General features: G+C 64.8%; 19 protein-coding genes and 1 pseudogene. 14 read left to right on the top strand and 6 right to left on the bottom strand.

The window, feature by feature from the left end; all coding sequences use genetic code 11:
* Window positions 1–10: 10 nt before the first annotated feature.
* Complete coding sequence (locus ABDW49_RS13945) at window positions 11–1,906, top strand: XrtA/PEP-CTERM system amidotransferase (RefSeq protein ID WP_343612623.1); 1,896 nt, start codon at window positions 11–13, stop codon at window positions 1,904–1,906.
* A gap of 98 nt (window positions 1,907–2,004) precedes the next feature.
* Here the strand turns inward: ABDW49_RS13945 and ABDW49_RS13940 are convergent, their stop codons facing one another.
* From ABDW49_RS13940 to ABDW49_RS13920, 5 genes are all read right to left on the bottom strand, one after another.
* On the bottom strand, window positions 2,005–2,292 hold the full coding sequence (locus ABDW49_RS13940) for a hypothetical protein (protein ID WP_343612622.1): 288 nt from the start codon (window positions 2,290–2,292) through the stop codon (window positions 2,005–2,007).
* The gene (locus ABDW49_RS13935; protein WP_343612621.1) at window positions 2,292–2,612 is read right to left on the bottom strand and encodes a heavy metal-binding domain-containing protein; all 321 of its coding nucleotides are present in this window, start codon (window positions 2,610–2,612) and stop codon (window positions 2,292–2,294) included. Before ABDW49_RS13935 ends, ABDW49_RS13940 begins: the two co-directional genes overlap by 1 nt.
* A 272-nt stretch (window positions 2,613–2,884) precedes the next feature.
* Window positions 2,885–4,015: a cell division protein ZapE gene (zapE, locus tag ABDW49_RS13930; RefSeq protein ID WP_343612620.1), complete on the bottom strand. Its 1,131-nt coding sequence runs from the start codon at window positions 4,013–4,015 to the stop codon at window positions 2,885–2,887.
* A 416-nt stretch (window positions 4,016–4,431) separates the two neighbouring features.
* On the bottom strand, window positions 4,432–5,214 hold the full coding sequence (locus ABDW49_RS13925) for a succinate dehydrogenase iron-sulfur subunit (RefSeq protein ID WP_343612619.1): 783 nt from the start codon (window positions 5,212–5,214) through the stop codon (window positions 4,432–4,434).
* A 215-nt stretch (window positions 5,215–5,429) separates the two neighbouring features.
* Window positions 5,430–8,150 carry a ribonuclease E/G gene (locus ABDW49_RS13920; RefSeq protein WP_343612618.1) on the bottom strand — a complete coding sequence of 907 codons (2,721 nt, stop codon included), beginning with the start codon at window positions 8,148–8,150 and terminating at the stop codon, window positions 5,430–5,432.
* A 727-nt stretch (window positions 8,151–8,877) separates the two neighbouring features.
* On the opposite strand from ABDW49_RS13920, the gene ABDW49_RS13915 reads away from it, so the two are divergent.
* The 7 genes from ABDW49_RS13915 to ABDW49_RS13885 all read left to right on the top strand — a co-directional run bounded on the left by ABDW49_RS13915 (window position 8,878) and on the right by ABDW49_RS13885 (window position 17,666).
* Complete coding sequence (locus tag ABDW49_RS13915) at window positions 8,878–9,915, top strand: N-acetylmuramoyl-L-alanine amidase (RefSeq protein ID WP_343612617.1); 1,038 nt, start codon at window positions 8,878–8,880, stop codon at window positions 9,913–9,915.
* Window positions 9,916–9,995: 80 nt separating this feature from the next.
* Window positions 9,996–12,587: a transglycosylase domain-containing protein gene (locus tag ABDW49_RS13910; protein ID WP_343612616.1), complete on the top strand. Its 2,592-nt coding sequence runs from the start codon at window positions 9,996–9,998 to the stop codon at window positions 12,585–12,587.
* 294 nt (window positions 12,588–12,881) lie between these two features.
* Window positions 12,882–14,009 carry a peptide chain release factor 2 gene (gene prfB, locus ABDW49_RS13905; RefSeq protein ID WP_343614297.1) on the top strand — a complete coding sequence of 376 codons (1,128 nt, stop codon included), beginning with the start codon at window positions 12,882–12,884 and terminating at the stop codon, window positions 14,007–14,009.
* The gene (gene bla, locus ABDW49_RS13900; protein WP_343612615.1) at window positions 14,009–14,893 is read left to right on the top strand and encodes a class A beta-lactamase; all 885 of its coding nucleotides are present in this window, start codon (window positions 14,009–14,011) and stop codon (window positions 14,891–14,893) included. Before prfB ends, bla begins: the two co-directional genes overlap by 1 nt.
* Entirely contained in the window at window positions 14,893–15,651 is a 759-nt protein-coding gene (locus ABDW49_RS13895; protein ID WP_343612614.1) for a class I SAM-dependent methyltransferase, read from the top strand. The genes bla and ABDW49_RS13895 overlap by 1 nt, the downstream gene beginning before the upstream one ends.
* 11 nt (window positions 15,652–15,662) lie before the next feature.
* A complete protein-coding gene (locus tag ABDW49_RS13890; RefSeq protein ID WP_343612613.1) occupies window positions 15,663–17,069 on the top strand; it encodes a nitronate monooxygenase in 1,407 nt (468 codons plus the stop codon).
* Between the two features lie 96 nt (window positions 17,070–17,165).
* The gene (locus ABDW49_RS13885; RefSeq protein ID WP_343612612.1) at window positions 17,166–17,666 is read left to right on the top strand and encodes an SH3 domain-containing protein; all 501 of its coding nucleotides are present in this window, start codon (window positions 17,166–17,168) and stop codon (window positions 17,664–17,666) included.
* A gap of 270 nt (window positions 17,667–17,936) precedes the next feature.
* Here the strand turns inward: ABDW49_RS13885 and ABDW49_RS13880 are convergent, their stop codons facing one another.
* Window positions 17,937–19,124 (bottom strand): acetyl-CoA C-acyltransferase, encoded by a 1,188-nt coding sequence (locus ABDW49_RS13880; RefSeq protein WP_343612611.1) that lies wholly within the window; start codon window positions 19,122–19,124, stop codon window positions 17,937–17,939.
* A gap of 251 nt (window positions 19,125–19,375) precedes the next feature.
* On the opposite strand from ABDW49_RS13880, the gene ABDW49_RS13875 reads away from it, so the two are divergent.
* The 6 genes and pseudogenes from ABDW49_RS13875 to nuoE all read left to right on the top strand — a co-directional run bounded on the left by ABDW49_RS13875 (window position 19,376) and on the right by nuoE (window position 23,199).
* Window positions 19,376–19,750 carry an NADH-quinone oxidoreductase subunit A gene (locus ABDW49_RS13875; protein WP_068089128.1) on the top strand — a complete coding sequence of 125 codons (375 nt, stop codon included), beginning with the start codon at window positions 19,376–19,378 and terminating at the stop codon, window positions 19,748–19,750.
* A 26-nt stretch (window positions 19,751–19,776) separates the two neighbouring features.
* Window positions 19,777–20,331, top strand: coding sequence for an NADH-quinone oxidoreductase subunit B (locus ABDW49_RS13870; protein ID WP_068089213.1), 555 nt, complete (start codon window positions 19,777–19,779; stop codon window positions 20,329–20,331).
* A gap of 12 nt (window positions 20,332–20,343) precedes the next feature.
* Window positions 20,344–20,955, top strand: a pseudogene (locus ABDW49_RS13865) (NADH-quinone oxidoreductase subunit C); the annotation flags it as partial.
* Between the two features lie 14 nt (window positions 20,956–20,969).
* Entirely contained in the window at window positions 20,970–22,184 is a 1,215-nt protein-coding gene (locus ABDW49_RS13860) for an NADH-quinone oxidoreductase subunit D (RefSeq protein WP_068089122.1), read from the top strand.
* Window positions 22,181–22,531, top strand: a complete 351-nt coding sequence (locus ABDW49_RS13855; RefSeq protein WP_343612610.1) for a nuclear transport factor 2 family protein — start codon at window positions 22,181–22,183, stop codon at window positions 22,529–22,531. The genes ABDW49_RS13860 and ABDW49_RS13855 overlap by 4 nt, the downstream gene beginning before the upstream one ends.
* Entirely contained in the window at window positions 22,531–23,199 is a 669-nt protein-coding gene (nuoE, locus tag ABDW49_RS13850) for an NADH-quinone oxidoreductase subunit NuoE (RefSeq protein WP_343612609.1), read from the top strand. The genes ABDW49_RS13855 and nuoE overlap by 1 nt, the downstream gene beginning before the upstream one ends.
* Window positions 23,200–23,202 lie beyond the last annotated feature (3 nt).

Genomic DNA, 23,202 nt, shown 5'->3' with positions numbered 1-23,202 from the left:
GAGGTTTTTTATGTGCGGCATAGCGGGGATTTTTCACAGGGCTGCGGGCGCGCGTGCCGATGCCGATGTGCTGCGCGCCATGTGCGATGCCATCGCCCATCGCGGGCCCGACGGCTACGGCGTGTGGGAGGGCGGCCCGGTGGCGCTGGGCCATCGGCGCCTCTCGATCATCGACATTGCCGGTTCGCCCCAGCCCATGGCCTCGACTGACGGGCGGGCGATGCTGGTCTTCAATGGCGAGATCTACAATTACCGCGAGTTGCGCGCCGAACTGGCGGAGCAGGGTGCGCGTTTCCACACCGATGGCGACAGTGAGGTCATTCTGGCGGCTTATCAGCGCTGGGGTGTTGATTGCGTCGCGCGCCTGTCGGGCATGTTCGCCTTTGCACTCTATGATCTGGACCGGCGTCAGCTGCTGCTGGCGCGTGATCGTCTGGGGGTGAAGCCGCTCTATCTGGCCGAATTGTCCGATGGCAGCACGGTGTTTGCCTCGGAATTGAAGGCGCTGATTGCTCATCCGGCGCTGGAGCGGCGGATCGATCCGCTGGCCATCGAGGACTATCTGGCCTGGGGCTATGTGCCCGATCATCGCTGCATTCTGGTCGGGGTGCGCAAGCTGCCAGCCGCCCATGTGCTGCTGCTGAGCCATGATGCCCCGGTGCCCGCGCCTCAAGCCTATTGGGACGTGACCTTCGTCGAACGCCACAAGGGCAGCGAGGCCGATCTGACCGCCGAACTGGCCGATCTGCTGCGCTCCGCCGTGAAGAGCCGGATGGTGGCCGATGTGCCTTTGGGCGCCTTCCTGTCGGGCGGGGTGGACAGCTCCAGCGTGGTCGCGCTGATGGCCGAGGAAAGCAGCCATCCGGTGCGGACCTGCTCGATCGGCTTCGATGTGAAGGCGCTGGACGAGACCGGCTATGCCGAGCAGATCGCGCAGCGTTACGGCACCGATCATGTCAGCCGCATCGTCAGCCCCGATGATTTCGAGGCGGTGGATCACCTCGCCGCCATGTTCGACGAGCCCTTCGCCGACGCCAGCGCCCTGCCGACATGGCGCGTCTGCCAACTGGCGCGCGAAAGCGTGACCGTGGCCCTGTCGGGTGATGGTGCCGACGAGGCCTTCGCCGGATACCGCCGCCATCGTTTCCAGCATGGCGAGGACCGGGTGAGGGGGCTGGTGCCCTCGGCGCTGCGTGGGCCCTTGTTCGGGCTGGCGGGGCGGCTCTATCCCAAGGCCGATTGGGCGCCGCGTCCGTTGCGGGCCAAGACGACGCTGCTGTCGCTGGCGGGCTCTTCGGCGCAGGCCTATGCCAGCGCGATCTCGGTGACGGGGCCTGCCTTGCGCGACAGGCTCTACAGCGACGATTACCGGCGCCAGCGGGGCGATTACCGTGCCGAGCAGCCCTTTATCGAGCTGATGGAACAGGCTCCGGCCCGCTCCGGGCTGGATGCGGCGCAATATGCCGATCTCAAATTCTGGCTGCCGGGCGATATTCTGACCAAAGTGGACCGTGCCTCCATGGCGGTGTCGCTGGAAGCGCGCGAGCCTTTGCTCGATCACCTCCTGATCGAATTTGCCGCCGGCCTGCCCGAGGGCATGCGCATTCGCGGCACGCAGGGCAAATGGCTGATGAAGCAGGCGATGAAGCCCCATCTGCCGGACGATATCCTCTTCCGCCCGAAGCAGGGCTTCGTCACGCCCATCGCGCAATGGTTCCGGGGGCCGCTGGCAGGCGCGGCGCGGGGGATTGCGCAGGGCGGGGCCCTGTCCCGCACCGGCTGGTTCGACAGCGCCGCCATCGACCGTGCCGCCCAGGCCCATATCGCGGGCACCAGCGACCACTCACGCCTGCTGTGGCAATTGCTGCAACTGGACCGTTCGCTGACCCATCTCGGGTTGGTTTAGAGCGGGTTGATCCGATTGCATCGGATCAACCCGCTCTAAGTTTTTGTTTGACCGCGTTTTCCGAGTCGCTGGGTGATTCCACCCAGCTTGAAAACGCTCTAGGGCTGGGCAGGCCGGTAATCGCGCTGGCCGGTGCCGGGGTGATACCAGACCTGCATGACCTGCCCGGTGTCCTCATCGAGGAATTTTTCCGGTGTGGGCTCCCAGCCGCTCTCGGGCCGGGAGGCACGCCCGCGATAGCGTCGCTCCACCAGCACCGAAATCGCCATAATCGCGCCCATCACCCCCAGCGGCACCGCCCCCGGCCACATCGGCCAGAAAGCCAGCGCCGCCACAACCAGCGCCAGCCCGATGGAGAGCATCGCGATGCTGGCAACCGGGCGCATTACAGGGGCTCGATCTTCACCGCCGTACCGTAAGCGACGACCTCATTCATCGCCTGCCCGATCTGGCCGGAATCGAAGCGCATCATCACCACCGCATCCGCGCCCATCGCCCGCGCATTGCTGACCAGACGGTCCAGCGCATGACGGCGCGTGTCCTCCACCAGAGCGGAATATTCCTTGATCTCGCCCCCGATGATCGTGCGCAACGCCGCCACGAAATTGCCCGCAAGCCCCCGGCTGCGAACGACCACGCCAAAGACCTGACCCAGCGATTGCGTGGCGCGGTAACCGGCAATGTTTTCGGTGGTGGTGACGATCATAAGGATGGGTCCTTTCCCTGTTTCGAAGGAAAGTAGCAGAAGAGAGGAAAAAGAGAAATGCGAGGGTGTTACACCCTCGCGCTCCCATGATTTGTCGGCGCGGCGCTTCGGGTTCGGCCAAGCGCAAGGTCGCGGGGCCGTGGGCAAAAGAAGGCCTGCGGCGCTTTATGTTGCGCAGGTGGAGAGTTGGGGCGCTCCGTTTCGGCGCCACTGCCGTCTCGTCGGAAGACGTAACGGGGGTGCAGGGGGCGATGGCCCCCTGCGTTTATCCCTTAATCCTGCAACTCATGATCCACACCATGGCCAGCAGCCAGATAATCGCGGCTCTGCATCTCCATCAGACGGCTGATGGTCCGGTCGAATTCGAAGCGGCCATCGCCGGCCTCGTACAGGTCCTCGGGCGAGGTTTCCGCCGTGACGAACAGCTTCACCTTATGCTCGTAAAGCGAGTCGATCAGCGTCACGAAGCGCGCGGCCTCATTGCGGTTTTCCGGCCCCATGCGCTTCACGCCGACAAGGATCACCGTGTGGTAATGCCGCGCCACGGCGAGGTAATCCGAGGCCCCGCGCGCCTCGCCGCACAGCTTCTTGAAGCTGAAGACGGCCACGCCCTTCAGGCTCTTGGGCACATGCAGCAGGCGCCCGCCGCCGACATCCATATCCACCGAGGGCACGTTGGCGGCGTCCTCGGGCGGATAGTCGGTGAGGCGGAAGAAGACCTCGCGTACGCGCTGGGTGGCGGCTTCGCCCAGCGGCATGTGCCAGGTGGCGATGCCGGTGAGGCGCTCAAGCCGGTAATCGACCGGACCGTTGAGCGTCAGCACATCCAGCTCGCCCTCGATCAGGGCAATGAAGGGCAGGAAATGCTCGCGGTTGAGGCCGTCCTTGTAGAGATCCTTCGGCGCACGGTTGCTGGTCGTCACGATCACCAGCCCATGATCGCGGATCAGCGCGGTGAACAGCCGGCTCATGATCATCGCGTCGGCGGAGTTGTTGACGACCATCTCGTCGAACGCCAGCACGCGCAGCCCCTTGGCGATGCGCGCGGCGACCTGCGGGATGGGATCACCGGTTTCGCCCTTGCGGACGTCGCGCATCACCTCATGCACCTCCAGCATGAAGGCGTGGAAGTGGACGCGGCGCTTCTCCGCGATGTTCAGCGTGTCATGGAACAGGTCCATCAGCATGGACTTCCCGCGCCCCACGCCGCCCCACATGTAGAGCCCGCGCGGGGTGGGTGCCTTCTTCCCCAGCAGGCGCCCGAAGAAACCACCCGAAGGTGCCGCTTCCAACTCCTGCTGCAGGCGCGCCAGGCGCTGTGCGGCGGCGGCTTGCTCGGCGTCCGGGCGCAGCTCCTCCTGAGCGATAAGCTGGTGGTAACGGTCGAGGAGGGCTTCTGGCATGAGGGCTCTGTTGGTTGGGTGTGTCCGGTTGCGCTGCCAGTTGGGGGAGGGGATGGCAAGGAGGACGAAGGGCTGAAGGGGAAGAAAAGAGAAAATGCGAGGGCCATCGCCCTCGCGCTCCCTTTAATGTCTGCGGCAGTGCATCGGGTTCGGCCTTGCGCTCAGTTTGCTGCGCCGCAGGCAACAATCGCTAACGCCGTGCCATCGTTTCTGGGTTGAAGGCCTGCGGCGCTTGGTGTCGCGTCGGTGGGGAGATGAAGCGCACCGATGCGGCACCACTGCCGTCTCGTCGGGAGACGTAACCGGGGGTGCAGGGGGCGCGGGCGTCCCCTGCTTTTATCCCTTCAAACCCCTTGAGAATCAGAAAAGGCCGCCCTCTCGGACGACCTCCCTGAAAACCAGCCTAAACGCCAAAATCAAATCTGGCGCTCGGCCTGCATCTTCTTGATTTCCGCGATGGCGCGTGCGGGCGACAGGCCCTTGGGGCACACGTTGGCGCAGTTCATGATGGTGTGGCAGCGGTACAGGCGGAAGGGGTCTTCCAGCGCGTCGAGGCGCTCGCCGGTCATCTCGTCGCGGCTGTCGGCCAGCCAGCGATAGGCCTGAAGCAGGATCGCCGGCCCCAGGAACTTGTCGGGGTTCCACCAGTAGGACGGGCAGGAGGTCGAGCAGCAGGCGCACAGGATGCACTCGTACAGGCCGTCCAGCTTCTCGCGCTGCTCGGGGCTCTGCAGGCGCTCCTTGCCCGAGGGCGTGGTAGAGACGGTCTGCAGCCAGGGGCGGATGCTGGCGTATTGTGCATAGAAATGCGTGAAATCGGGGACGAGGTCCTTGATCACTTCCATGTGCGGCAGCGGGGTGATGCGGACATCGCCCTTCAGATCCTCAATGGCGGTGGTGCAGGCCAGACCATTGCGACCGTTGATGTTCATCGCGCAGGAGCCGCAGATGCCCTCGCGGCACGAACGGCGCAGCGTCAGGGTCGAGTCAACCTCGTTCTTGATCTTGAGCAGCGCGTCCAGCACCATCGGGCCGCAGCTGTCGAGATCGATCTCGAAGGTGTCATAGCGGGGGTTTTCGCCGCTGTCGGGGTCATAGCGATAGACGGTGAATTTCTTCACATGGGTCGCGCCCTCCGCCTTGTGCACATGGCCTTTGCCATTGATCTTGCTGTTGGCGGGGAGGGTAAAGGTAGCCATAGGTCGCTTCCACTGTCCATCGAACACGAGTCAGGCATGCCGCATAGGCGCCCGATGCGCGTTTTGTCTACCGTCTTATGGGGCGGGGGCAAGCGCCTTTGTTGCAGTGCCACGAAAGTCGGGGGCATTTGCCCGATGTTGCGGGGATGCCGGACAGAAAAAGGGCCGGGCAACCTTGCGGCGGCCCGGCCCCTTTCCCTGGTTACACCCCGACCTTAGCCGAAGGTGCGCTGCCACCAGCCGCGACGCGGGCTTTCGGCGCCCTCGGCGCTGCCGTCCTCGGCCGGAGCCACGGCGGCATCGATTTCCACGCTGGCCGCGGCAACGGGGGCTGCGGCGGCCGGAGCCTCCTCAGCGACCTTCTTCTTGCGGGGCGCGCGCTTGGCCTTGGGCTTGGCCTCGGCTGCGGCGGGCGCCTCAGGAGCGGCCTCGACGGGGGCTTCCACGGCGGGAGCTTCCTCGACGACCTTCTTCTTGCGGGGAGCGCGCTTGGGCTTGGGCTTCACCTCGGCTTCAGCGGGGGCTTCAACCGCAACGGGCTCGGCCTCGACCGGCGCCGGGGCCTCTTCCACCACCGGAGCGGCTTCCACGACCTTCTTCTTGCGGGGCGCGCGCTTGGGCTTGGGCTTCTCGGCCTCGACCGGAGCGGGCTCGGCTTCGACCGGGGCGGGCTCGGCGGCGAGTGCTGCTTCGACCGGAGCCTCTTCGCTCACCACGTTTTCGCCTTCACCGGCGTCCTCGCCAGCCTGCTCGGCGCCTTCCTCACGGCCACGGCCACGACGGCGGCGACCGCGACGGCGGCGCTTGCGCTGGCCACCCTGGTCGTCAGAGCCCTCGACGGCAGGAGCCGCCTCGTCGCCCTCATCCTCACCGGCGTCCTCGGCTTCCTCACCGGCGTCGGCACCTTCTTCCTCGGTGTCCTCGGCGGCGGCTTCGGTGCCATCCTCGCGGCGGTCGCGGCCACGGCCACGGCGACGCTTGCGGCGCTTGCGGTTGCGGCCGTTCTGGCCTTCGCCGTCATCCTCGGCGGCTTCGGCCTCTTCGGCCTCGTCCTCGAAGTCCTCCTCGGGCAGATCCTCAAGATCCTCCTCGAAGGTGATCGGGTTGAAGGTCGGCACGTAGTCGTTGCGCGGGCCGCTGGAGATGACGCGCATCTTGGCGCCCTCGTTCTCGCCCTCGGGGATCACCTCGACCTCGACGCGGTAGCGCGCCTCGATCTCGTGCAGGTCGGCGCGCTTGCCGTTCAGCACATAGATCGCCGCTTCCTGGCTGGCGAAGAGCGTGATCGTGGTGCCCTTGCCCTTGGCAGCCTCTTCCTCGATCAGACGCAGGGCCGACAGACCGGCGGAACCGGCGGTGCGGACCAGACCCGTGCCGTCGCAATGCGGGCACGAACGCGTGGTGGCCTCGAGCACGCCGGTGCGCAGGCGCTGGCGGCTCATTTCCATCAGGCCGAAGGACGAGATGCGACCGACCTGGATGCGGGCGCGATCGTTCTTGAGCGCTTCCTTCATGGCCTTCTCGACCTTGCGGACGTTCGAGCCATATTCCATGTCGATGAAGTCGATCACGACCAGGCCGGCCATGTCGCGCAGGCGCAACTGGCGGGCGATTTCGCGCGCGGCTTCGAGGTTGGTGGCGACCGCCGTCTGCTCGATGCCATGCTCCTTGGTGGAGCGGCCCGAGTTGATGTCGATCGAGACCAGCGCCTCGGTCGGGTTGATGACGATGTAGCCACCCGACTTGAGCTGCACGACAGGGTCGTACATGGCGGTCAGCTGATCCTCGGCGCCGTAACGCTGGAACAGCGGCACGGGGTCGGCATAATGCTTCACCCGGCGCGCATGGCTGGGCATCAGCAGCTTCATGAAATCGCGCGCGTCATGGAAGCCGTGATCGCCCTCGACCACCACTTCCTCGATCTCGCGGTTGTAGATGTCGCGGATGGCGCGCTTGATGAGGTCGCTGTCCGAATGGATCAGCGCCGGAGCCGAGGCCTTCATCGTGCCTTCGCGGATCTCGTCCCACAGGCGGGCGAGATAGTCGAAGTCGCGCTTGATCTCGGTCTTGGTGCGCTGCAGGCCGGCGGTGCGCACGATGCAGCCCATGCTCTTGGGCAGGTCCATCTCGGCGATGATCGACTTGAGGCGCTTGCGGTCGGCAACGCTGCTGATCTTGCGCGAAATGCCGCCACCATGGCTGCTGTTGGGCATCAGCACGCAGTAACGGCCAGCCAGCGACAGATAGGTGGTGAGGGCCGCGCCCTTGTTGCCGCGCTCTTCCTTCACGACCTGAACCAGCAGCACCTGACGGCGGTGGATCACGTCCTGGATCTTGTAGCGGCGGCGCAGCGCCATGCGCTTGGCGCGCAATTCGTCGGCCTGCTTGGCGCGATGGCCCTGAGCGCCACCCTGACGGCGACGGCGGCCACGCGGGTTGTTGTCGGTCTCGGCGTCTTCCTCGGCGGCGTGATCGTCGTCAAAGCCATCCTCGACGTGCCCTGCCTCGATGGTGGCGACGGCGTCCTTCTCGGAGGTGTCGACCTCGATCACCGAACCGGCATCATCGCCGTTGTCGTCGGCGAAATCCTCGCCTTCGTCCTCATCATCGCCTTCGGAATTGGCGCGCAGCGCGGCCTCTTCCTCGGCATGGGCGGCTTCTTCCGCCAGCAGGGCCTCGCGGTCCTCCTTGGGGATCTGGTAGTAATCGGGGTGAATTTCGCTGAAGGCGAGGAAACCGTGACGGTTGCCGCCGAAATCAACGAAAGCGGCCTGCAACGAGGGTTCGACCCGCGTTACCTTGGCCAGATAGATATTGCCCTTGATCTGCTTGTGATCAGCAGAATCAAAGTCGAATTCTTCAATACGATTGCCCTTGAGCACCGCCACCCGGGTCTCTTCCGCGTGGCGCGCATCGATCAGCATGCGCGTTGTCATTATAAACTCTCCAGCCGCGCGAGCAGGGCTGAACCCCGGCGCGGCGATTTATGGACATGCCGCAATTGGCGGAGCGTTGGGCGCTCCTGTTTCCTGCGGCGAAGTGGGAAAGCCCGAGGCGCTGAAAGGGTTCATGGCGAACCTGTTCAGGGACGAGGGCGGTGAGGCCGTGACGCGACCCGGAAAGTCCGGGCGCAACGGCATTTTTCGTGTCTGCAAGGCAGGAAAGGCGCGGCTTCATGGCCTGCGCAAAGGCACCCAGAAAAGATTCTGGCAGGACCACCCCATGGGCGATATCGCTCCGGGATGTGTTGAAATGCGACCCTGCTTCTGCCGATCCATCAGACGCCCACGCCATCACCGCCCCGTGGGGCAGTGAAGAACGGGACATCGAACGGCTCATCATACCTGCATCAACCTGTCAGGCCCGGTGAAAATTGGGATTCCGGGCCATGCGAAACGGCAAGCGGGCTTTCAACGCAATGACCCCGGCCTGTTGGGCGTGGGTAAAAGGGATCGGCGCCAGGCAAACCTGTTTCGACTTTTTGATGCCTAGCATTGGTTTCCTTTCCGGGCAAGCGCGATGCGTCCTGCGATTCGCACCTGGGCGGCGTGGCCTGGGGAAGGGGGTGTACGGGCCATTGCGCTGGCGCCCGCACTTGCCTAATCTGCGGTCAGACAAAGGGGTTGCGACCCGATAACGGGTTGTGGTGCGGAACGCTTTCAGGTGACATCCAGCGAAGAAGAACAGCCGGGCAGCGAGGAAGAACAGGCGGTTCCCGCCAAAGATGCGCCCGAGCCCTGCCCGGAGGAAGTCGGCGAGCAGGACGGGGAATCTTCCGAGGCGCTGCCGCAATCCTCATCCCGCCAGCGCGTGCTGTTTGTGCTGGCCGCCGTGCTGCTGGCGCCCGTCGCCCTGCTGGCCGGAGCCTTTGGGGCATCGCGTTTTCTCGCGCCTCCGCCCGATGCGGGCCATGCCTATGTGCTGCATGTCGCCCTGCCGCCTGCCGGGGGCACGCTGGGTCTGCCGCCGGTGCAGGGGCCGCTCGATGCCAGCCGTCCGCTGGTGGTGATCGATCCCGGCCATGGCGGGCACGATCCCGGCGCGCCGGGTGTCGATGAAAAAGGCCATCCTTTACGCGAAAAGGACATCACGCTGGCCCTCGCTCTGGCCCTGCGCGACAAATTGCTGGCTGCTGGCGGGGTGCGTGTGGCGCTCACCCGCGAAACCGACCGCTATCTGATGCTGGAGGAACGCTCGGGGATTGCGCGGCAGTTGAAGGCCGATCTCTTCGTTTCGATCCATGCCGACAGCTCCGAGGCGGCCGATGCCAGCGGGGCGACGCTCTATACGCTGTCCGACCGGGGCAGCAGTCAGGAGGCCAGCCGCATCGCCGCGCGGGAAAACCGCGCCGATACCGTCGATGGCGTGCCTCTGGCGGGCACCAGCAATGCGGTCAGCGCCATTCTGGTCGACCTGTCGCAGCGCCATGCCGGAGCGCAATCCACGCGCTTTGCCGAACTGGCCCTGCGCGAAGGCAAGGATCGATTCGACTTTCGCGCCAGACCTTTGCAATCGGCGGCCTTTGTGGTGCTGAAGGCTCCGGACGTGCCCTCGGTGCTGTTCGAGGCGGGCTATATCTCCAACGGAAAAGACAGCGCGCGCCTCGCCTCGCCCGAGGGGCGCGAGGCTTTCGCCGCAGCCACGGCTCAGGCCATCCGCGTCTATTTCGCGCGTGAGAATGGCGTTGCGGCGGCCCAATAACGCTGTGCTGGCCTTGGCCGCATGTGCCATGCTAGGGGGCAGCGGTATGCCAGTTTGTGGCCAGAGTTTCGAAAGCCATCATGCCTGACCTGCCCAACACGCCCGATCCAGAGCGCGACGAAGACCATCACCTGCGTATCCGCCGCAAGGCCGGGGGCTTTATGGGCCGTCTGCGTGGGGGACTGAGCGGCGCGGGGCGCGCCCTGGGGCATCTGCCGGGCGCGGGTCGCCTGCGCGGGGCATGGGGGCGCAGCCGTCTGGTGCGCTTTGGCGGCTATGGTCTCGGTGCGCTGGTGCTGGCCTATGCGCTGGTCTGGGTGACGGTGATCCGCAACCTGCCTTCCGCCGACAGCCTGCTGACCTATCAGCCGCCGCTGCCCACCATGGTGCGCGGGGCCGATGGCGGCATCATCTATTCCTATGCCCGCGAACGCCGCGTGCAATTGCGTTTCGTCGACTTTCCCAAGCCGATGATCAACGCCTTCCTCTCTGCCGAGGACAAGAACTTCTTCCACCATGGCGGCGTCGATTTTATCGGCCTGGGCCAGGCCGTGGTCGATTACGCCTCCAAATTCGGCTCGGGCGAGCGTGCGCGTGGTGGCTCGACCATCACCCAGCAGGTCGCCAAGAACATCCTGATCGGCAATGAATATTCCGTCAGCCGCAAGCTGAAGGAAATGCTGCTGGCCCGCCGCATCGAAAGTGTGCTGGGCAAGGAGCAGATCCTCGAACTCTATCTGAACGAGATCCCGCTGGGCCGTCAGGCTTTCGGCGTGCAGGCCGCCTCGCGCGCCTATTTCGGCAAGGATGTCGGCGATCTGCAACTGCATGAGGCCGCTTTCCTCGCCATCCTGCCCAAGGCGCCCGAAACCTATGGCCGCGCCAAATTCGCCGACAAGGCCATCGCCCGGCGCAACTGGGTGCTCGACCAGATGGTCAAGAACGGCTTCGTCTCCTCGGCCGAGGCCGAGGCCGCCAAGGCCCAACCGCTGGGCATCATCGCCCAGCCCAAGCGCGACACTTACGATCCCTCGGTCGGCTATTTCGTCGAGGAAGTGCGCCGCCGCCTGATGGACCAGTACGGTGAAAGCGCCGAGGACAGCCCGAACAGCGTCTATGCCGGTGGCCTCTGGGTCCGCACCTCGCTCGACAGCGAGCTGCAGAAGGCGTCGCAGGATGCGCTGCGCGGCGGGCTGCTGCGCTATTGGTCGGGCAAGGGCTGGCACGGCCCCATCGCCCATATCGAGATCGATCCCGAGCACTGGCAGGGCCAGCTTATCGGCCTCAACAAGAGCATCGCCTATCAGGACTGGCGTGTTGGCCTCGTGCTGAAGCGCGGCGGCGGCAGCGGCCAGATCGGCTTCACCGACGGCAGCACCGCCGCGCTGGTCGGCGATCTCAATCAGGTCCGCGAAGGCGATGTGGTGGCCAGCGCGCCCGCAGGCAATGGCGTCTATGCGCTGCGTATCATTCCCGGCGTCTCGGGCGGCATGATGGTCGAGCAGCCCGGCACCGGCCGCGTGATGGCCATGGCGGGCGGCTTCGACTTCGGTCTCGACAGCTTCAACCGCGCCACGCAGGCCGAGCGGCAGGTCGGCTCGACGATCAAGCCCTTCGTCTATGCCGCCGCGCTCGACAATGGCATGACGCCCGCCACCATGGTCCCCGACCAGAGCTTCTGCGTCGACCAGGGTGCGGGGCTGGGCACCAAATGCTTCAAGAACTTCGGCAATGAAGGCGGCGGCGGCATCCACACCATGCGCTGGGGCCTTGAGCAGTCGCGCAACCTGATGACCGTCCACATCGCCAATGACACCGGCATGAGCAAGGTGGTCGGCACCATCAAGCGCGTCGGTATCGGCAATTACCAGCCCTATCTCTCCTTCTCGCTGGGCGCGGGGGAGACGACGGTGGCGCAGATGGTCAACGCCTACTCGGCCCTTGCCGACAACGGGTTGCAGCATGACCAGTCGTTGATCGACTTCATTCAGGACCGCAACGGCAAGGTCATCTGGCGCGCCGACGAACGTGCCTGCAACGGCTGCTCGATGGCTGAATGGGATGGCAAGCCCATGCCGCGCTTCAGCCAGCGTGGCCGTCAGGTGCTCGATGCGCGCACCGCCTATCAGGTGGTGCACATGCTGGAAGGCGTGATCACACGCGGTACCGGCGTGGCGCTGCGCGACCTCAACCTGCCGCTGTTCGGCAAGACCGGCACCACCACCGGCCCCACCAACGTCTGGTTCATGGGTGGATCGCCGGGCATCGTGGGCGGGGTCTACCTCGGTTACGACCAGCCCAAGTCGCTGGGCGGTTACGCTCAGGGCGGCACCTTCGCGGCGCCGATCTTCCGCCAGTTCGTGATGGCCACGCGCGATCGCTGGGATCACACGCCCTTCCTGATGCCTCCCGGCGTGCGCATGGTGAAGATCGATCGCGTCTCGGGCCAGCGCGTCTTTGGCGGCGATCCGGGCGACGAGGCCAAGGCGGCGGTTATCTGGGAAGCCTTCAAGCCTGAAACCGAGCCCTCGCGCGTGACGCGGCAGGAGCAGATCGCGGCCAAGCGTTCGGAATTGCTCGATGCGATCCGGCGCGGGTTTAACGCCAAGTCCGGGCAGAGCGATCAGAGTTCTGCGGGCAACTTTGCCGGGGAGCAGGGCGGGGTTTATTAAGGGATTGAAGAAAGGGTTATGCGAGGGTGTTACACCCTCGCGCTCCCGTTAATGTCTGCGTGGGGGCTTCGGGTTCAGCCTTAGGGTAAGGTCGCCGCGCCGCAGGCAGGATGAAGCCTGCGGCGCGGCGATGCAGGCGCAACGATCGGGCGCCACTGCCCTGGCGCCGGAAGACGTTCCGGGAGCGCGAGGGGGTAACCCCCTCGCTTTACCCCCTTCTGCCTCCCTCCCTCTTTACTTTGCGGCCAATAAGTCTAACGCCCCACAGCTTGAATTCTGGTGGAGTGAGTGACGATGCGTGCCGAGGGCCAGGCCCATATTGACCGGATTGAGGCTGCTTTGGCGCTCGTCCGCAAGTTCCTGGACTGGGACCGTGCGCTGCGGCGCTTTGACGAGCTGAACGCGCGCGTGGAAGATCCCAAGCTCTGGGACAATCCCAAGGAAGCGGAGGCGGTGATGCGTGAGCGTCGCCGGCTGGAGGCTAGCATCGGCGCCGTCAATCACATCGGTCAGGAAATGGCCGATGCCATCGAGTTCATCGAGCTGGGCGAGATGGAGGGCGACGAGGCCACCATCGGCGAGGGGCTTTCCTCGCTGGCCGCGCTGGCCGAGCGTGCCGACAATGACAAGGTGCAGGCGCTGCTGGCCGGTGAAGCCGATGCCAGCGATACCTACATCGAAGTCCATGCCGGCGCGGGCGGCACCGAGAGCCAGGACTGGGCCGAGATGCTGCAGCGCATGTATTCGCGTTGGGCCGAGCGCCATGGCTACAAGGTCGAGCTGGTCGATTACCACGCGGGCGAGCAGGCCGGGATCAAGAGCGCCACGCTGCTGATCAAGGGCGAGAACGCTTACGGCTATGCCAAGACCGAGAGCGGCGTGCACCGTCTGGTCCGCATCAGCCCTTATGATAGCTCGGCGCGTCGGCATACGTCGTTCTCGTCGATCTGGGTCTATCCCGTGGTCGATGACAACATTGAGATCGACATCAACCCGGCGGATCTGAAGATCGACACCTATCGCGCTTCGGGCGCGGGTGGTCAGCACGTGAACACCACCGACTCGGCGGTGCGTATCACCCACGTGCCCTCGGGCATCATTGTCGCCTCGCAGAACGACCGCAGCCAGCACAAGAACCGCGCCACCGCGATGAACATGCTGAAGGCGCGCCTCTACGAGACCGAACTGGCCAAGCGTGAAGCCGCCACCAACAGCGAATACAACGCCAAGACCGAGATCGGTTGGGGCCACCAGATCCGCTCCTATGTGCTCCAGCCCTATCAGCTGGTGAAGGATCTGCGCACCGGTGTGACCAGCACCTCGCCCGACGATGTGCTCGATGGCGCGCTCGATCCCTTCATGGCCGCCGCCCTGTCGCAGCGCGTGACGGGCGACAAGGTCGACGTCGAGGACGTGGATTGATGATGCAACGCCGGTCGTTCGGCGCCGGAGTTGTCGCGGCGCTGGGCGCCGGGGCCGCTCTGCCGCGCCTTGCGCTGGCGCAGCCTGGCGCGCCCATCGGCACGCTGGGCTTCTATCTGCTCGACACCGCCACCGGGCAGGGCTTTGGCGAGCGCATGGACGAGCGTTTCGCCATGTGCTCCTCCTTCAAGCTGAGCCTGGCCGCCCATGTGCTGCATCTGGCCCAGCAGGGCCGCATCGATCTGACCCAGACCGTGACCTACAGCGAGGCTTTCGTCGCCGCGCTGGGCCATACGCCGGATACGAAGGCGCATCTCTCCACCGGCATGAGCGTGCTCGATCTGGCGCGCGCCAGCGTGGTCAACAGCGACAATGCGGCGGCCAATCTCCTGCTGGAGCGCAGCGGCGGGCCCGAGGCGCTGACGGCCTTCTGGCGCGCGCTGGGCGACACGACCACCCGTCTGGATGCCATCGAACCCAGCCTCAACCGCGTGCCTCTCGGCGAGGTCCGCAACACCAGCACGCCGCGCGCCATGGCCCACACCGTGGCCGCGCTGCTGACCGGGCCTTTGCTCACCCCGGCCCATCGCACCATGCTGCTTGGCTGGATGCATGAGAGCGCCACTGGCCTCAAGCGCATCCGCGCCGGGCTGCCGAAGGACTGGTGGGCAGGGGACAAGACCGGCACCGCCTCCTATGACGATGCTCCGGCCTATTGTATCGATCTGGCCTATATCCGCCCGCCGGGGCGCAAGCCACTGATCGCCACCGCTTTCCTGCGTGTCGATGGTCCGCATGCCGAGATCACGCCCGCCGCCGAGGCGCGCATTGCCGATGCCGCCCGCGCGGGGCTGCAGCGCTGGATGGGGCAGGGCCACCGCTGATGCGCCTGCGTGCCGTTTCGTGCCTCGCGCTGGCTTTGCTGGCGGCCTGCCAGCAGGATGATCCCGATGCCGGGCGCCCGCCCGAGGCGCGCGGTTTCCCCCGCGCCGAGCATCAGACCTCGCGCCCCTCCGCCGAGGAAACCCCTGAAGCCGAGCGTGACCGCAATGACGAGGCCCGCTCGGTGATGAGCCAGGCCGGTGTGGTTCCCGGCATGACCGTGGCCGATATCGGCGCGGGCGAGGGCTATTACACCGTGCGTCTGGCCGCTCAGGTCGGCAAGAAGGGGCGCGTGCTGGCCGAGGATATCGATCCGGTCAGCCTGTCGTCTCTGGGCGACCGCGTGGCGCGCGAAAATCTCGACAATGTGTCGATCCAGCACGGGGCGGAGGCGGATCCGCATTTGCCCCGTGACAGTTTTGACCGCATTTTCATGGTCCATATGTACCACGAAGTATCCGAGCCCTATGCCTTCCTCTGGTATCTGCGGCCTGCGCTGCGCGCCGGAGGACGGGTGGTGGTGGTGGACAGTGATGTCACGACCAGCGGCCCTCACGCTGGTCATGGCATTGCCCCGGGCCGTTTGTTCTGCGAATTTTCCGCCGTTGGATATCGATTGACGGAATTCCTTCGCAAGCCGGAGATTTCGGGGTATTACGCGGAATTCGAAGCTGCCGGTGCTTTACCGGCTCCGTCCTCGATGCAGGCGTGCCGGATGGGGATAGCTCCGGCCCAGCGCTCTGTTCCAGGCAAGGGGTGAAAGAAAGTCAGATGGGTTTCAAGGGTTTGCAGCCGATTCTCTACGGGGGTAGGGAGGTCTGGCCGCTGGTTGAGGGTGGCAAGGGGGTTGCCGCCACCAACCACGCGAGTTCGGGCGCATGGGCGGCCGCAGGCGGCATCGGTACGGTTTCGGCCGTCAATGCCGACAGCTATGACGACAATGGCGATTTCATCCCGCAGATCTATCACGCGCTGACCCGTCAGGGCCGCCATGCCGAGCTGATCCGCTATGCCATCGACGGCGCGGTGGAACAGGTGCGCCGCGCCTATGACATCGCCAGCGGCAAGGGCGCGATCAACATCAACGTGCTCTGGGAAATGGGCGGCGCTCAGGAAGTGCTCGAGGGCGTGCTGGAGAAGACCAAGGGTCTGGTCACCGGCGTCACCTGCGGCGCGGGCATGCCCTACAAGCTCTCCGAGATCGCGGCGCGCTTCAATGTGCATTACCTGCCGATCGTCTCCTCGGGCCGCGCCTTCCGCGCGCTGTGGAAGCGGGCCTATCACAAGGTCGCCGATCTGATGGCCGCGGTGGTCTATGAAGACCCGTGGCTGGCCGGTGGCCACAATGGCCTCTCCAACGCGGAAGACCCCACCAAGCCGCAGGACCCCTATCCCCGCGTCAAGCAGCTGCGCGAAACCATGCGTGCCGAGGGTGTGCCTGATTCGGTGCCCATCGTGATGGCTGGCGGCGTCTGGTATCTGCGCGAGTGGGAAAACTGGATCGACAACCCCGAGCTGGGCGCCATTGCCTTCCAGTACGGCACGCGGCCCTTGCTGACCGAGGAAAGCCCGATCCCTCAGGCGTGGAAGGATCATCTGCGCACGCTGGAGCCGGGCGATGTGCTGCTTCACAAGTTCAGCCCGACCGGTTTCTATTCCTCGGCGGTGAAGAACCCCTTCCTGCTCGATCTGGATGAGCGCAGCCACCGTCAGGTGCCCTATTCCAAGGTCGAGGCGGGCGATCACACCGTTCAGCTCGATGTCGGCGTGAAGGGCAAGAACTTCTGGGTGACGCCCACCGACCGCGAACGCGCGCGTGGCTGGGTTGCCGCCGGCTATACCGAGGCGCTGCGGACCCCCGACGATACGGTGGTGTTCGTCACCTCGGAAACCCGCGCCGTGATCCGCAAGGATCAGGCCGACTGCATGGGCTGCCTGTCGCATTGCGGTTTCTCGGCCTGGAAGGACCATGACGACTGGACGACCGGTCGCCTGGCCGATCCGCGCAGCTTCTGCATCCAGAAGACGCTTCAGGACATCGCCCATGGCGGCGACGTCGAGCAGAACCTGATGTTCGCGGGCCACGCGGCCTATCGCTTCAAGCAGGATCCGTTCTATTCCAACAACTTCACCCCCACGGTGAAGCAGCTCGTCGATCGCATCCTGACCGGCGACTGAACGATTGCAGCGCCCGCCCCGGTTCTTGAGCCGGGGCGGGATGCTCTTTAGGTCGGGGCTTGCTGCCCCCGCTCAGTTGAGCGTAGAAAGTGACCCATGTCATTCCCCCGTTTCGTCTCTGCCGCCGCCGCATTTTCGGTGGCCCTCGGCGCCCTCTGTACCGCTCCGCTCTCTGATAGGCTCTCGGCTGCGCCCGACCGCAAGCCGCCCTATTGGCAGTCGCTGAAGGCCGATGAGGTCAACATGCGCGTGGGGCCGGGCGAGGATTACGGCATCCGCTTCGTCTACCACCGCCGCCACCTCCCGGTGAAAATCCTGCGCATCAAGGAAAACTGGCGCTTCGTGGAAGATCCGGACGGCGTGCGCGGCTGGATGGTGATCAATTTCCTTGGGAATGAGCGCACGGCCTCCGTGCGCGGGCGCGGGCCTGCCGAGATGCGCTCGGGCGGGAGCGATTCGGCGGGGCTGCTGTGGAAGATCGCTCCAGGCGCCGTGGGCAAGCTGGGCGATTGCGGGAACGGCTGGTGCAAGCTCGATATCGACCGGCATGTCGGATATGTGCGGCAGGATCGGCTTTGGGGTGTTGGGCAGCCTTAAGGGGTTGAAATAAAGGATAAGATGCGAGGGTGTTACACCCTCGCGCTCCCATTCATGTCTGCGTTGCGCAAAGGGTTCGGCCAAGGCGCAAGGTCGCCGCGCCGCAGGCAGGATTAGCCAGCGCATCGTTTCGATCATGAATTTGAAAGCCTGCGGCGCCGAGCGTCACGCAGGTGGAGAGTTTGGGCGCTCCATTTCGGCGCCACTGCCGTATCGTCGGAAGACGTAACGGGGGTGCAGGGGGCGTAACGCCCCCTGCGTTATTCTTACTTAAATCAACTCGATAGCAACGGCCGTAGCCTCACCGCCACCGATGCACAGCGCCGCGACGCCCTTCTTCAGCCCGCGCTTGCGCAGAGCGCCCAGCAGCGTGGTGATGATGCGCGCGCCCGAGGCGCCGATGGGGTGGCCCAGCGCCGTGGCGCCGCCGTTGACGTTGATCTTCTCGTGGGGGATGCCCAGGTCGATCATCGCGAACATGGCGACGCAGGCGAAGGCCTCGTTGACCTCGAACAGGTCCACGTCGTCGATGCTCCAGCCAGCCTTGTCGAGCACCTTCTTCACCGCGCCGACGGGGGCGATGGTGAATTCGCGGGGCTCCTGCGCATGGGCGGCGGTGGAAACCAGCTTGGCGACCGGCTTCAGGCCCTTGGCCTCGGCGGTGCTGGCACGGGCGAGGACCACGGCAGCGGCACCGTCCGAGATCGACGAGGAAGACGCCGCCGTGATCGTGCCGTCCTTGGCGAAGGCGGCGCGCAGGGTGGGGATCTTGTCGGGGCGGCCCTTGCCGGGCTGCTCGTCGGTGTCGACCACGACTTCGCCGGCGCGGGTCTTGATCGTGACGGGCACGATTTCCTCGGCGAAGGCGCCGCTCTCGATCGCGGCCTTGGCGCGGCGCAGCGATTCGATGGTGTAGTCGTCCATGCCCTCGCGGGTCAGCTTGTACTCATTGGCCGTGTCCTGGGCGAAGGCGCCCATGGCGGCGTTCTCATAGGCGTCTTCGAGGCCGTCGAGCGCCATGTGATCATAGACGGTGTCATGGCCGAAGCGCGCGCCCGAGCGGTGCTTTTTCAGCAGGTAGGGGGCGTTGGTCATGCTTTCCATGCCGCCCGCGACCACGAAATCGACGCTGCCCGCGGCCAGAGCTTCCGAACCCATGATGACCGTCTGCATGCCCGAGCCGCAGACCTTGTTGACGGTGGTGGCCTGAACCGACTTGGGCAGGCCGCCCAGCACGCCAGCCTGACGGGCTGGGGCCTGACCGAGCCCTGCAGGCAGCACGCAGCCCATATACAGGCGGTCGATCTCTTCGGGGTTCACGCCCGAGCGCTCGACAGCGGCCTTGACGGCGGTCGCGCCCAGTTGGGTTGCGGGAACATCGGCCAGCGCCCCCTGAAGCCCGCCGATCGGCGTGCGGGCGAAGGACAGGATGACGACGGGATCTGAATTCTCAGCCATGAGGGGCAGTGCCTTTCAGGATTGTGCTACGTCCTAGGGGAGAGACATAAAGGGTGCAGTGCGGCAAATATGTGACAGCAAACCTTTTGCACCGATTCATACCTATTCCTCCCCCTAGGTCGGACAGGGTGGACGAAAGGACAAGAGGCAAAGTTGCATATTCGTTCAGCTAGCGGTGGTTCCGCCACTTGCGCATGGCGCCAAGCGGTACTAGGGCCCGCTCAACCCACAAACAAATGCGAGTCAGCTCCTTGGTCGACCTGTCGCACTACCTGCCCATTCTGATTTTCCTGGTTATCGCACTGGGACTCTCATCGGCATTCGTTTTCCTGCCCCAGCTGGTAGGCCGTCTGACCGGCTCCTATAAGCCGGAAGCTGACAAGCTTTCGGAATATGAGTGCGGTTTCCCCACTTTTGAAGACCCGCGCAGTCAGTTCGACGTGCGATTCTATCTGGTGGCCATTCTTTTCATCATCTTCGACCTGGAAGCAGCCTTCCTGTTTCCCTGGGCGGTCAGCCTCAAGCAGACCGGCTGGGCCGGTTGGGCCACCATGATGGTGTTCCTGGCCGAACTGGTGATCGGCTTCATCTATGCGTGGAAGAAGGGAGCTCTGGACTGGGAATGAGCAACATCAATCCTCTTGAGCCCATCATGGGGGCCAATGGCCGCCTGATGAACCCCCAGACGCTGGCGCCCGCCGTGACGCCGCCTGACCAGGCCTTCTTCAAGGACCTGTCGCAGGAAGTGTCGGACAAGGGTTTTCTGGTCACCAGCACCGAGGATCTCTTCCACTGGGCCCGCACGGGCTCTTTGTGGTGGATGACCTTTGGCCTGGCATGCTGCGCCGTGGAAATGATCCACGTCAACATGCCGCGCTATGACATGGAGCGCTTCGGCGCCGCGCCGCGCGCCTCCCCGCGTCAGAGCGACGTGATGATCGTGGCCGGCACGCTGTGCAACAAGATGGCCCCGGCGCTGCGCAAGGTCTATGACCAGATGTCGAACCCCAAATGGGTGATCTCGATGGGCAGCTGCGCCAATGGCGGTGGTTATTACCACTACAGCTACAGCGTGGTGCGCGGTTGCGACCGTATCGTCCCCGTGGACATCTATGTGCCCGGTTGCCCGCCGACCGCGGAGGCGCTGCTGTATGGAATCATGCAGTTGCAGCGCAAGATCCGCCGCACCGGCACGATCGAGCGTTAAGGGGCTAAGACTATGGCTGTTGTGCATGCCGCACCCAAATGGTCCTCGAATGAGGGCGTGCTGGCCAAGCTGAGCGACTCGCTGGCTGGCCTGCTGATCGCCGCGCGCGAGGAGCATGGCGAGATCGTGCTGACCATCGCGCGCGACAAGATCGTCGAGGCGCTGACCATCCTGCGCGATCAGCATGCCTACCAGCAGCTGATGGAGATGGCTGGTGTGGACTACCCCGATCGCGCCGAGCGCTTCGAGGTGGTCTACATGCTGCTCTCGCTGACCGCGAACCATCGCGTGCTGGTGAAGGTTTCGGCCGCCGAGCATACGCCCGTGCCGACCGTAACGGGCCTGTGGCCGGTGGCGGGCTGGCTGGAGCGCGAAGTCTTCGACATGTATGGCGTGATCTTCGCGGGCAACCACGATCTGCGTCGCATCCTGACCGACTACGGCTTCGAGGGGCATCCCTTCCGCAAGGACTTCCCGCTGACGGGCTATCAGGAACTGCGTTACTCGCAGGAAGAGCAGCGCGTGGTCTATGAGCCGGTCAAGCTGGCCCAGGATCTGCGTCAGTTCGATTTCATGAGCCCCTGGGAAGGCGCGGAATACGTGCTGCCCGGCGATGAGAAAGCACAGGGAGAAGCCAAGTGACCGGTCTTGTCCTGGAAGAATCGCCGACCACCGGCGATCAGATCATCACCAATTACACCATCAACTTCGGTCCCCAGCATCCTGCCGCTCACGGCGTGCTGCGCATGGTCACCGAGCTGGATGGTGAAATCGTCGAGCGTATCGATCCGCATATCGGCCTGCTGCATCGCGGCACCGAGAAGCTGATCGAGCACAAGACCTATCTGCAGGCGCTGCCCTATTTCGACCGGCTGGACTATTGTTCGCCGCTCGGCATGGAGCACAGCTACGTTCTGGCGGTGGAAAAGCTGCTGAATGTGGAGGTGCCGCTGCGCGCCCAGTATCTGCGCGTGCTCTTCGCGGAGCTGACCCGCATCTGCAATCACATGATGAACATCGGTTCGCAGGTGATGGACGTGGGTGCGATGACGCCCATGCTGTGGATGTTCGAAATCCGCGAGGATTGCCTCAACTTCTTCGAGCGTGCCTCGGGCGCCCGTATGCACTCGGCGTACTTCCGTCCGGGCGGCGTGCATCAGGATGTGCCTCTCAAGCTGCTGGTCGATATCGGCGAGTGGCTGGACAAGCGCTTTGTCGAGCTGTTCGACGATGCCTGCTCGCTCTTCGTGGACAACCGCATCTTCAAGCAGCGCAACGTCGACATCGGCGTGGTCAGCAAGGAAGACGCGCTCAAGTGGGGCTTCTCGGGCCCGATGCTGCGTGGTTCGGGCATCCCCTGGGATATCCGCAAGTCGCAGCCCTATGACGTCTACGACCGCATGGACTTCGACATTCCCGTCGGCACCAGCGGCGACTGCTATGACCGCATGATGGTGCGCGTCGAGGAAGTGCGTCAGTCGGCGCGCATCATGAAGCAGTGCCTGGCCGAAATGCCCGAAGGCCCGATCCAGAGCGAGGACCGCAAGGTCTCGCCGCCCAAGCGCGGCGAGATGAAGCAGTCGATGGAAAGCCTGATCCACCACTTCAAGCTCTACACCGAAGGCTTCCACGTGCCGGCCGGCGAGGTCTATGTGGCCACCGAAAGCCCCAAGGGTGAATTCGGCGTCTATCTGGTCAGCGACGGCGGCAACAAGCCCTATCGCTGCAAGATCCGCCCGACCGCCTTCAGCCATCTGCAGGCGATGGACTTCCTGACCAAGGGCCACATGCTGCCCGACATCACCGCCATTCTGGGCGCGATGGACATCGTGTTCGGGGAGTGCGACCGTTGAGCAACCTGGCAACCGCCGAGGCGATGCTGGCCGCGTATAACGCGCAGGATGCCGACCTCTATGTCAGCTACATGACCGATGATGCCAGCGAGGCTGGCTATCGCGGCGATGTGGTTCGCGAAGGCAAGGAAGGGACCCGCACGGGTCTGGCCGCCGCTTTCGTGAAATGGCCGGAAAACCGCGCCGAAGTCCGCCACAAGCAGGACATCGGCAATTATGTCCTGATGCGCGAATATGTGACGCGTGGGCCCGCCAGCGACGGTTCGCCGCTGGTCGAGCCTTTCGAGGTCATCGCCGTCTATTCGTTCGAGGGCGACAAGTGCTCTCGCGTGGAGTTCATCCGCTAATGGCTGATCGTCATCTTGAACCCGATACCCCCGAGCTGCGCGCGCGCTGGGGGAATTTCGCCTGGACCGAGGCCAATGCGGCCCAGGCCAAGGTCGTTGTCGCGCGCTATCCCGAAGGGCGCCAGCGCTCGGCGGTGATGCCGCTGCTCGATCTGGCCCAGCGCCAGGTCGGCGCCGAGACCAACACCCAGGGCTGGCTGCCGATCCCGGTGATGGAGTATGTCGCGAGCTATCTCGACATGCCGATCATCCGCGTGGTCGAGGTCGCCACCTTCTACACCATGTACAATCTGGTCCCCGTGGGCCGCTATCACGTGCAGGTCTGCGGTACGACGCCCTGCATGCTGCGCGGTTCGGACGATCTGATCTCCGCCTGTCACAAGCGTGGCATGAAGGCCGGGCACATCAGCGACGATGGTCTCTGGAGCTTCACCGAGGTGGAATGCATGGGCAATTGCTCGTCGGCGCCGATGGTGCAGATCAACGACGACAATTACGAGGATCTGACGACCGAGCGTCTCGACAAGATCCTCGACGCGCTGGCCCGTGGCGAAACGCCCAAGGCCGGCACGCAGGAGCCGGGCCGCCACACGGTCGAGCCCGCCAATGCGCTGTCGAACCTGCATGCGATGGTTGGCGACAACCACGATTATCGAGGGGAGTGGTAAGTC

The organism is Novosphingobium sp. (assembly GCF_039595395.1).
Classification (GTDB): Bacteria; Pseudomonadota; Alphaproteobacteria; order Sphingomonadales; family Sphingomonadaceae; genus Novosphingobium.
This window is presented reverse-complemented; position numbering and strand designations above follow the sequence as displayed.

Coding starts and splice junctions, on each gene's coding strand:
- ABDW49_RS13945 (WP_343612623.1), top strand. CDS start 11: ATGTGCGGCATAGCGGGGATTTTTCACAGGGCTGCGGGCGCGCGTGCC.
- ABDW49_RS13940 (WP_343612622.1), bottom strand. CDS start 2,292: ATGCGCCCGGTTGCCAGCATCGCGATGCTCTCCATCGGGCTGGCGCTG.
- ABDW49_RS13935 (WP_343612621.1), bottom strand. CDS start 2,612: ATGATCGTCACCACCACCGAAAACATTGCCGGTTACCGCGCCACGCAA.
- zapE (WP_343612620.1), bottom strand. CDS start 4,015: ATGCCAGAAGCCCTCCTCGACCGTTACCACCAGCTTATCGCTCAGGAG.
- ABDW49_RS13925 (WP_343612619.1), bottom strand. CDS start 5,214: ATGGCTACCTTTACCCTCCCCGCCAACAGCAAGATCAATGGCAAAGGC.
- ABDW49_RS13920 (WP_343612618.1), bottom strand. CDS start 8,150: ATGACAACGCGCATGCTGATCGATGCGCGCCACGCGGAAGAGACCCGG.
- ABDW49_RS13910 (WP_343612616.1), top strand. CDS start 9,996: ATGCCTGACCTGCCCAACACGCCCGATCCAGAGCGCGACGAAGACCAT.
- prfB (WP_343614297.1), top strand. CDS start 12,882: ATGCGTGCCGAGGGCCAGGCCCATATTGACCGGATTGAGGCTGCTTTG.
- bla (WP_343612615.1), top strand. CDS start 14,009: ATGATGCAACGCCGGTCGTTCGGCGCCGGAGTTGTCGCGGCGCTGGGC.
- ABDW49_RS13895 (WP_343612614.1), top strand. CDS start 14,893: ATGCGCCTGCGTGCCGTTTCGTGCCTCGCGCTGGCTTTGCTGGCGGCC.
- ABDW49_RS13890 (WP_343612613.1), top strand. CDS start 15,663: ATGGGTTTCAAGGGTTTGCAGCCGATTCTCTACGGGGGTAGGGAGGTC.
- ABDW49_RS13885 (WP_343612612.1), top strand. CDS start 17,166: ATGTCATTCCCCCGTTTCGTCTCTGCCGCCGCCGCATTTTCGGTGGCC.
- ABDW49_RS13880 (WP_343612611.1), bottom strand. CDS start 19,124: ATGGCTGAGAATTCAGATCCCGTCGTCATCCTGTCCTTCGCCCGCACG.
- ABDW49_RS13870 (WP_068089213.1), top strand. CDS start 19,777: ATGGGGGCCAATGGCCGCCTGATGAACCCCCAGACGCTGGCGCCCGCC.
- nuoE (WP_343612609.1), top strand. CDS start 22,531: ATGGCTGATCGTCATCTTGAACCCGATACCCCCGAGCTGCGCGCGCGC.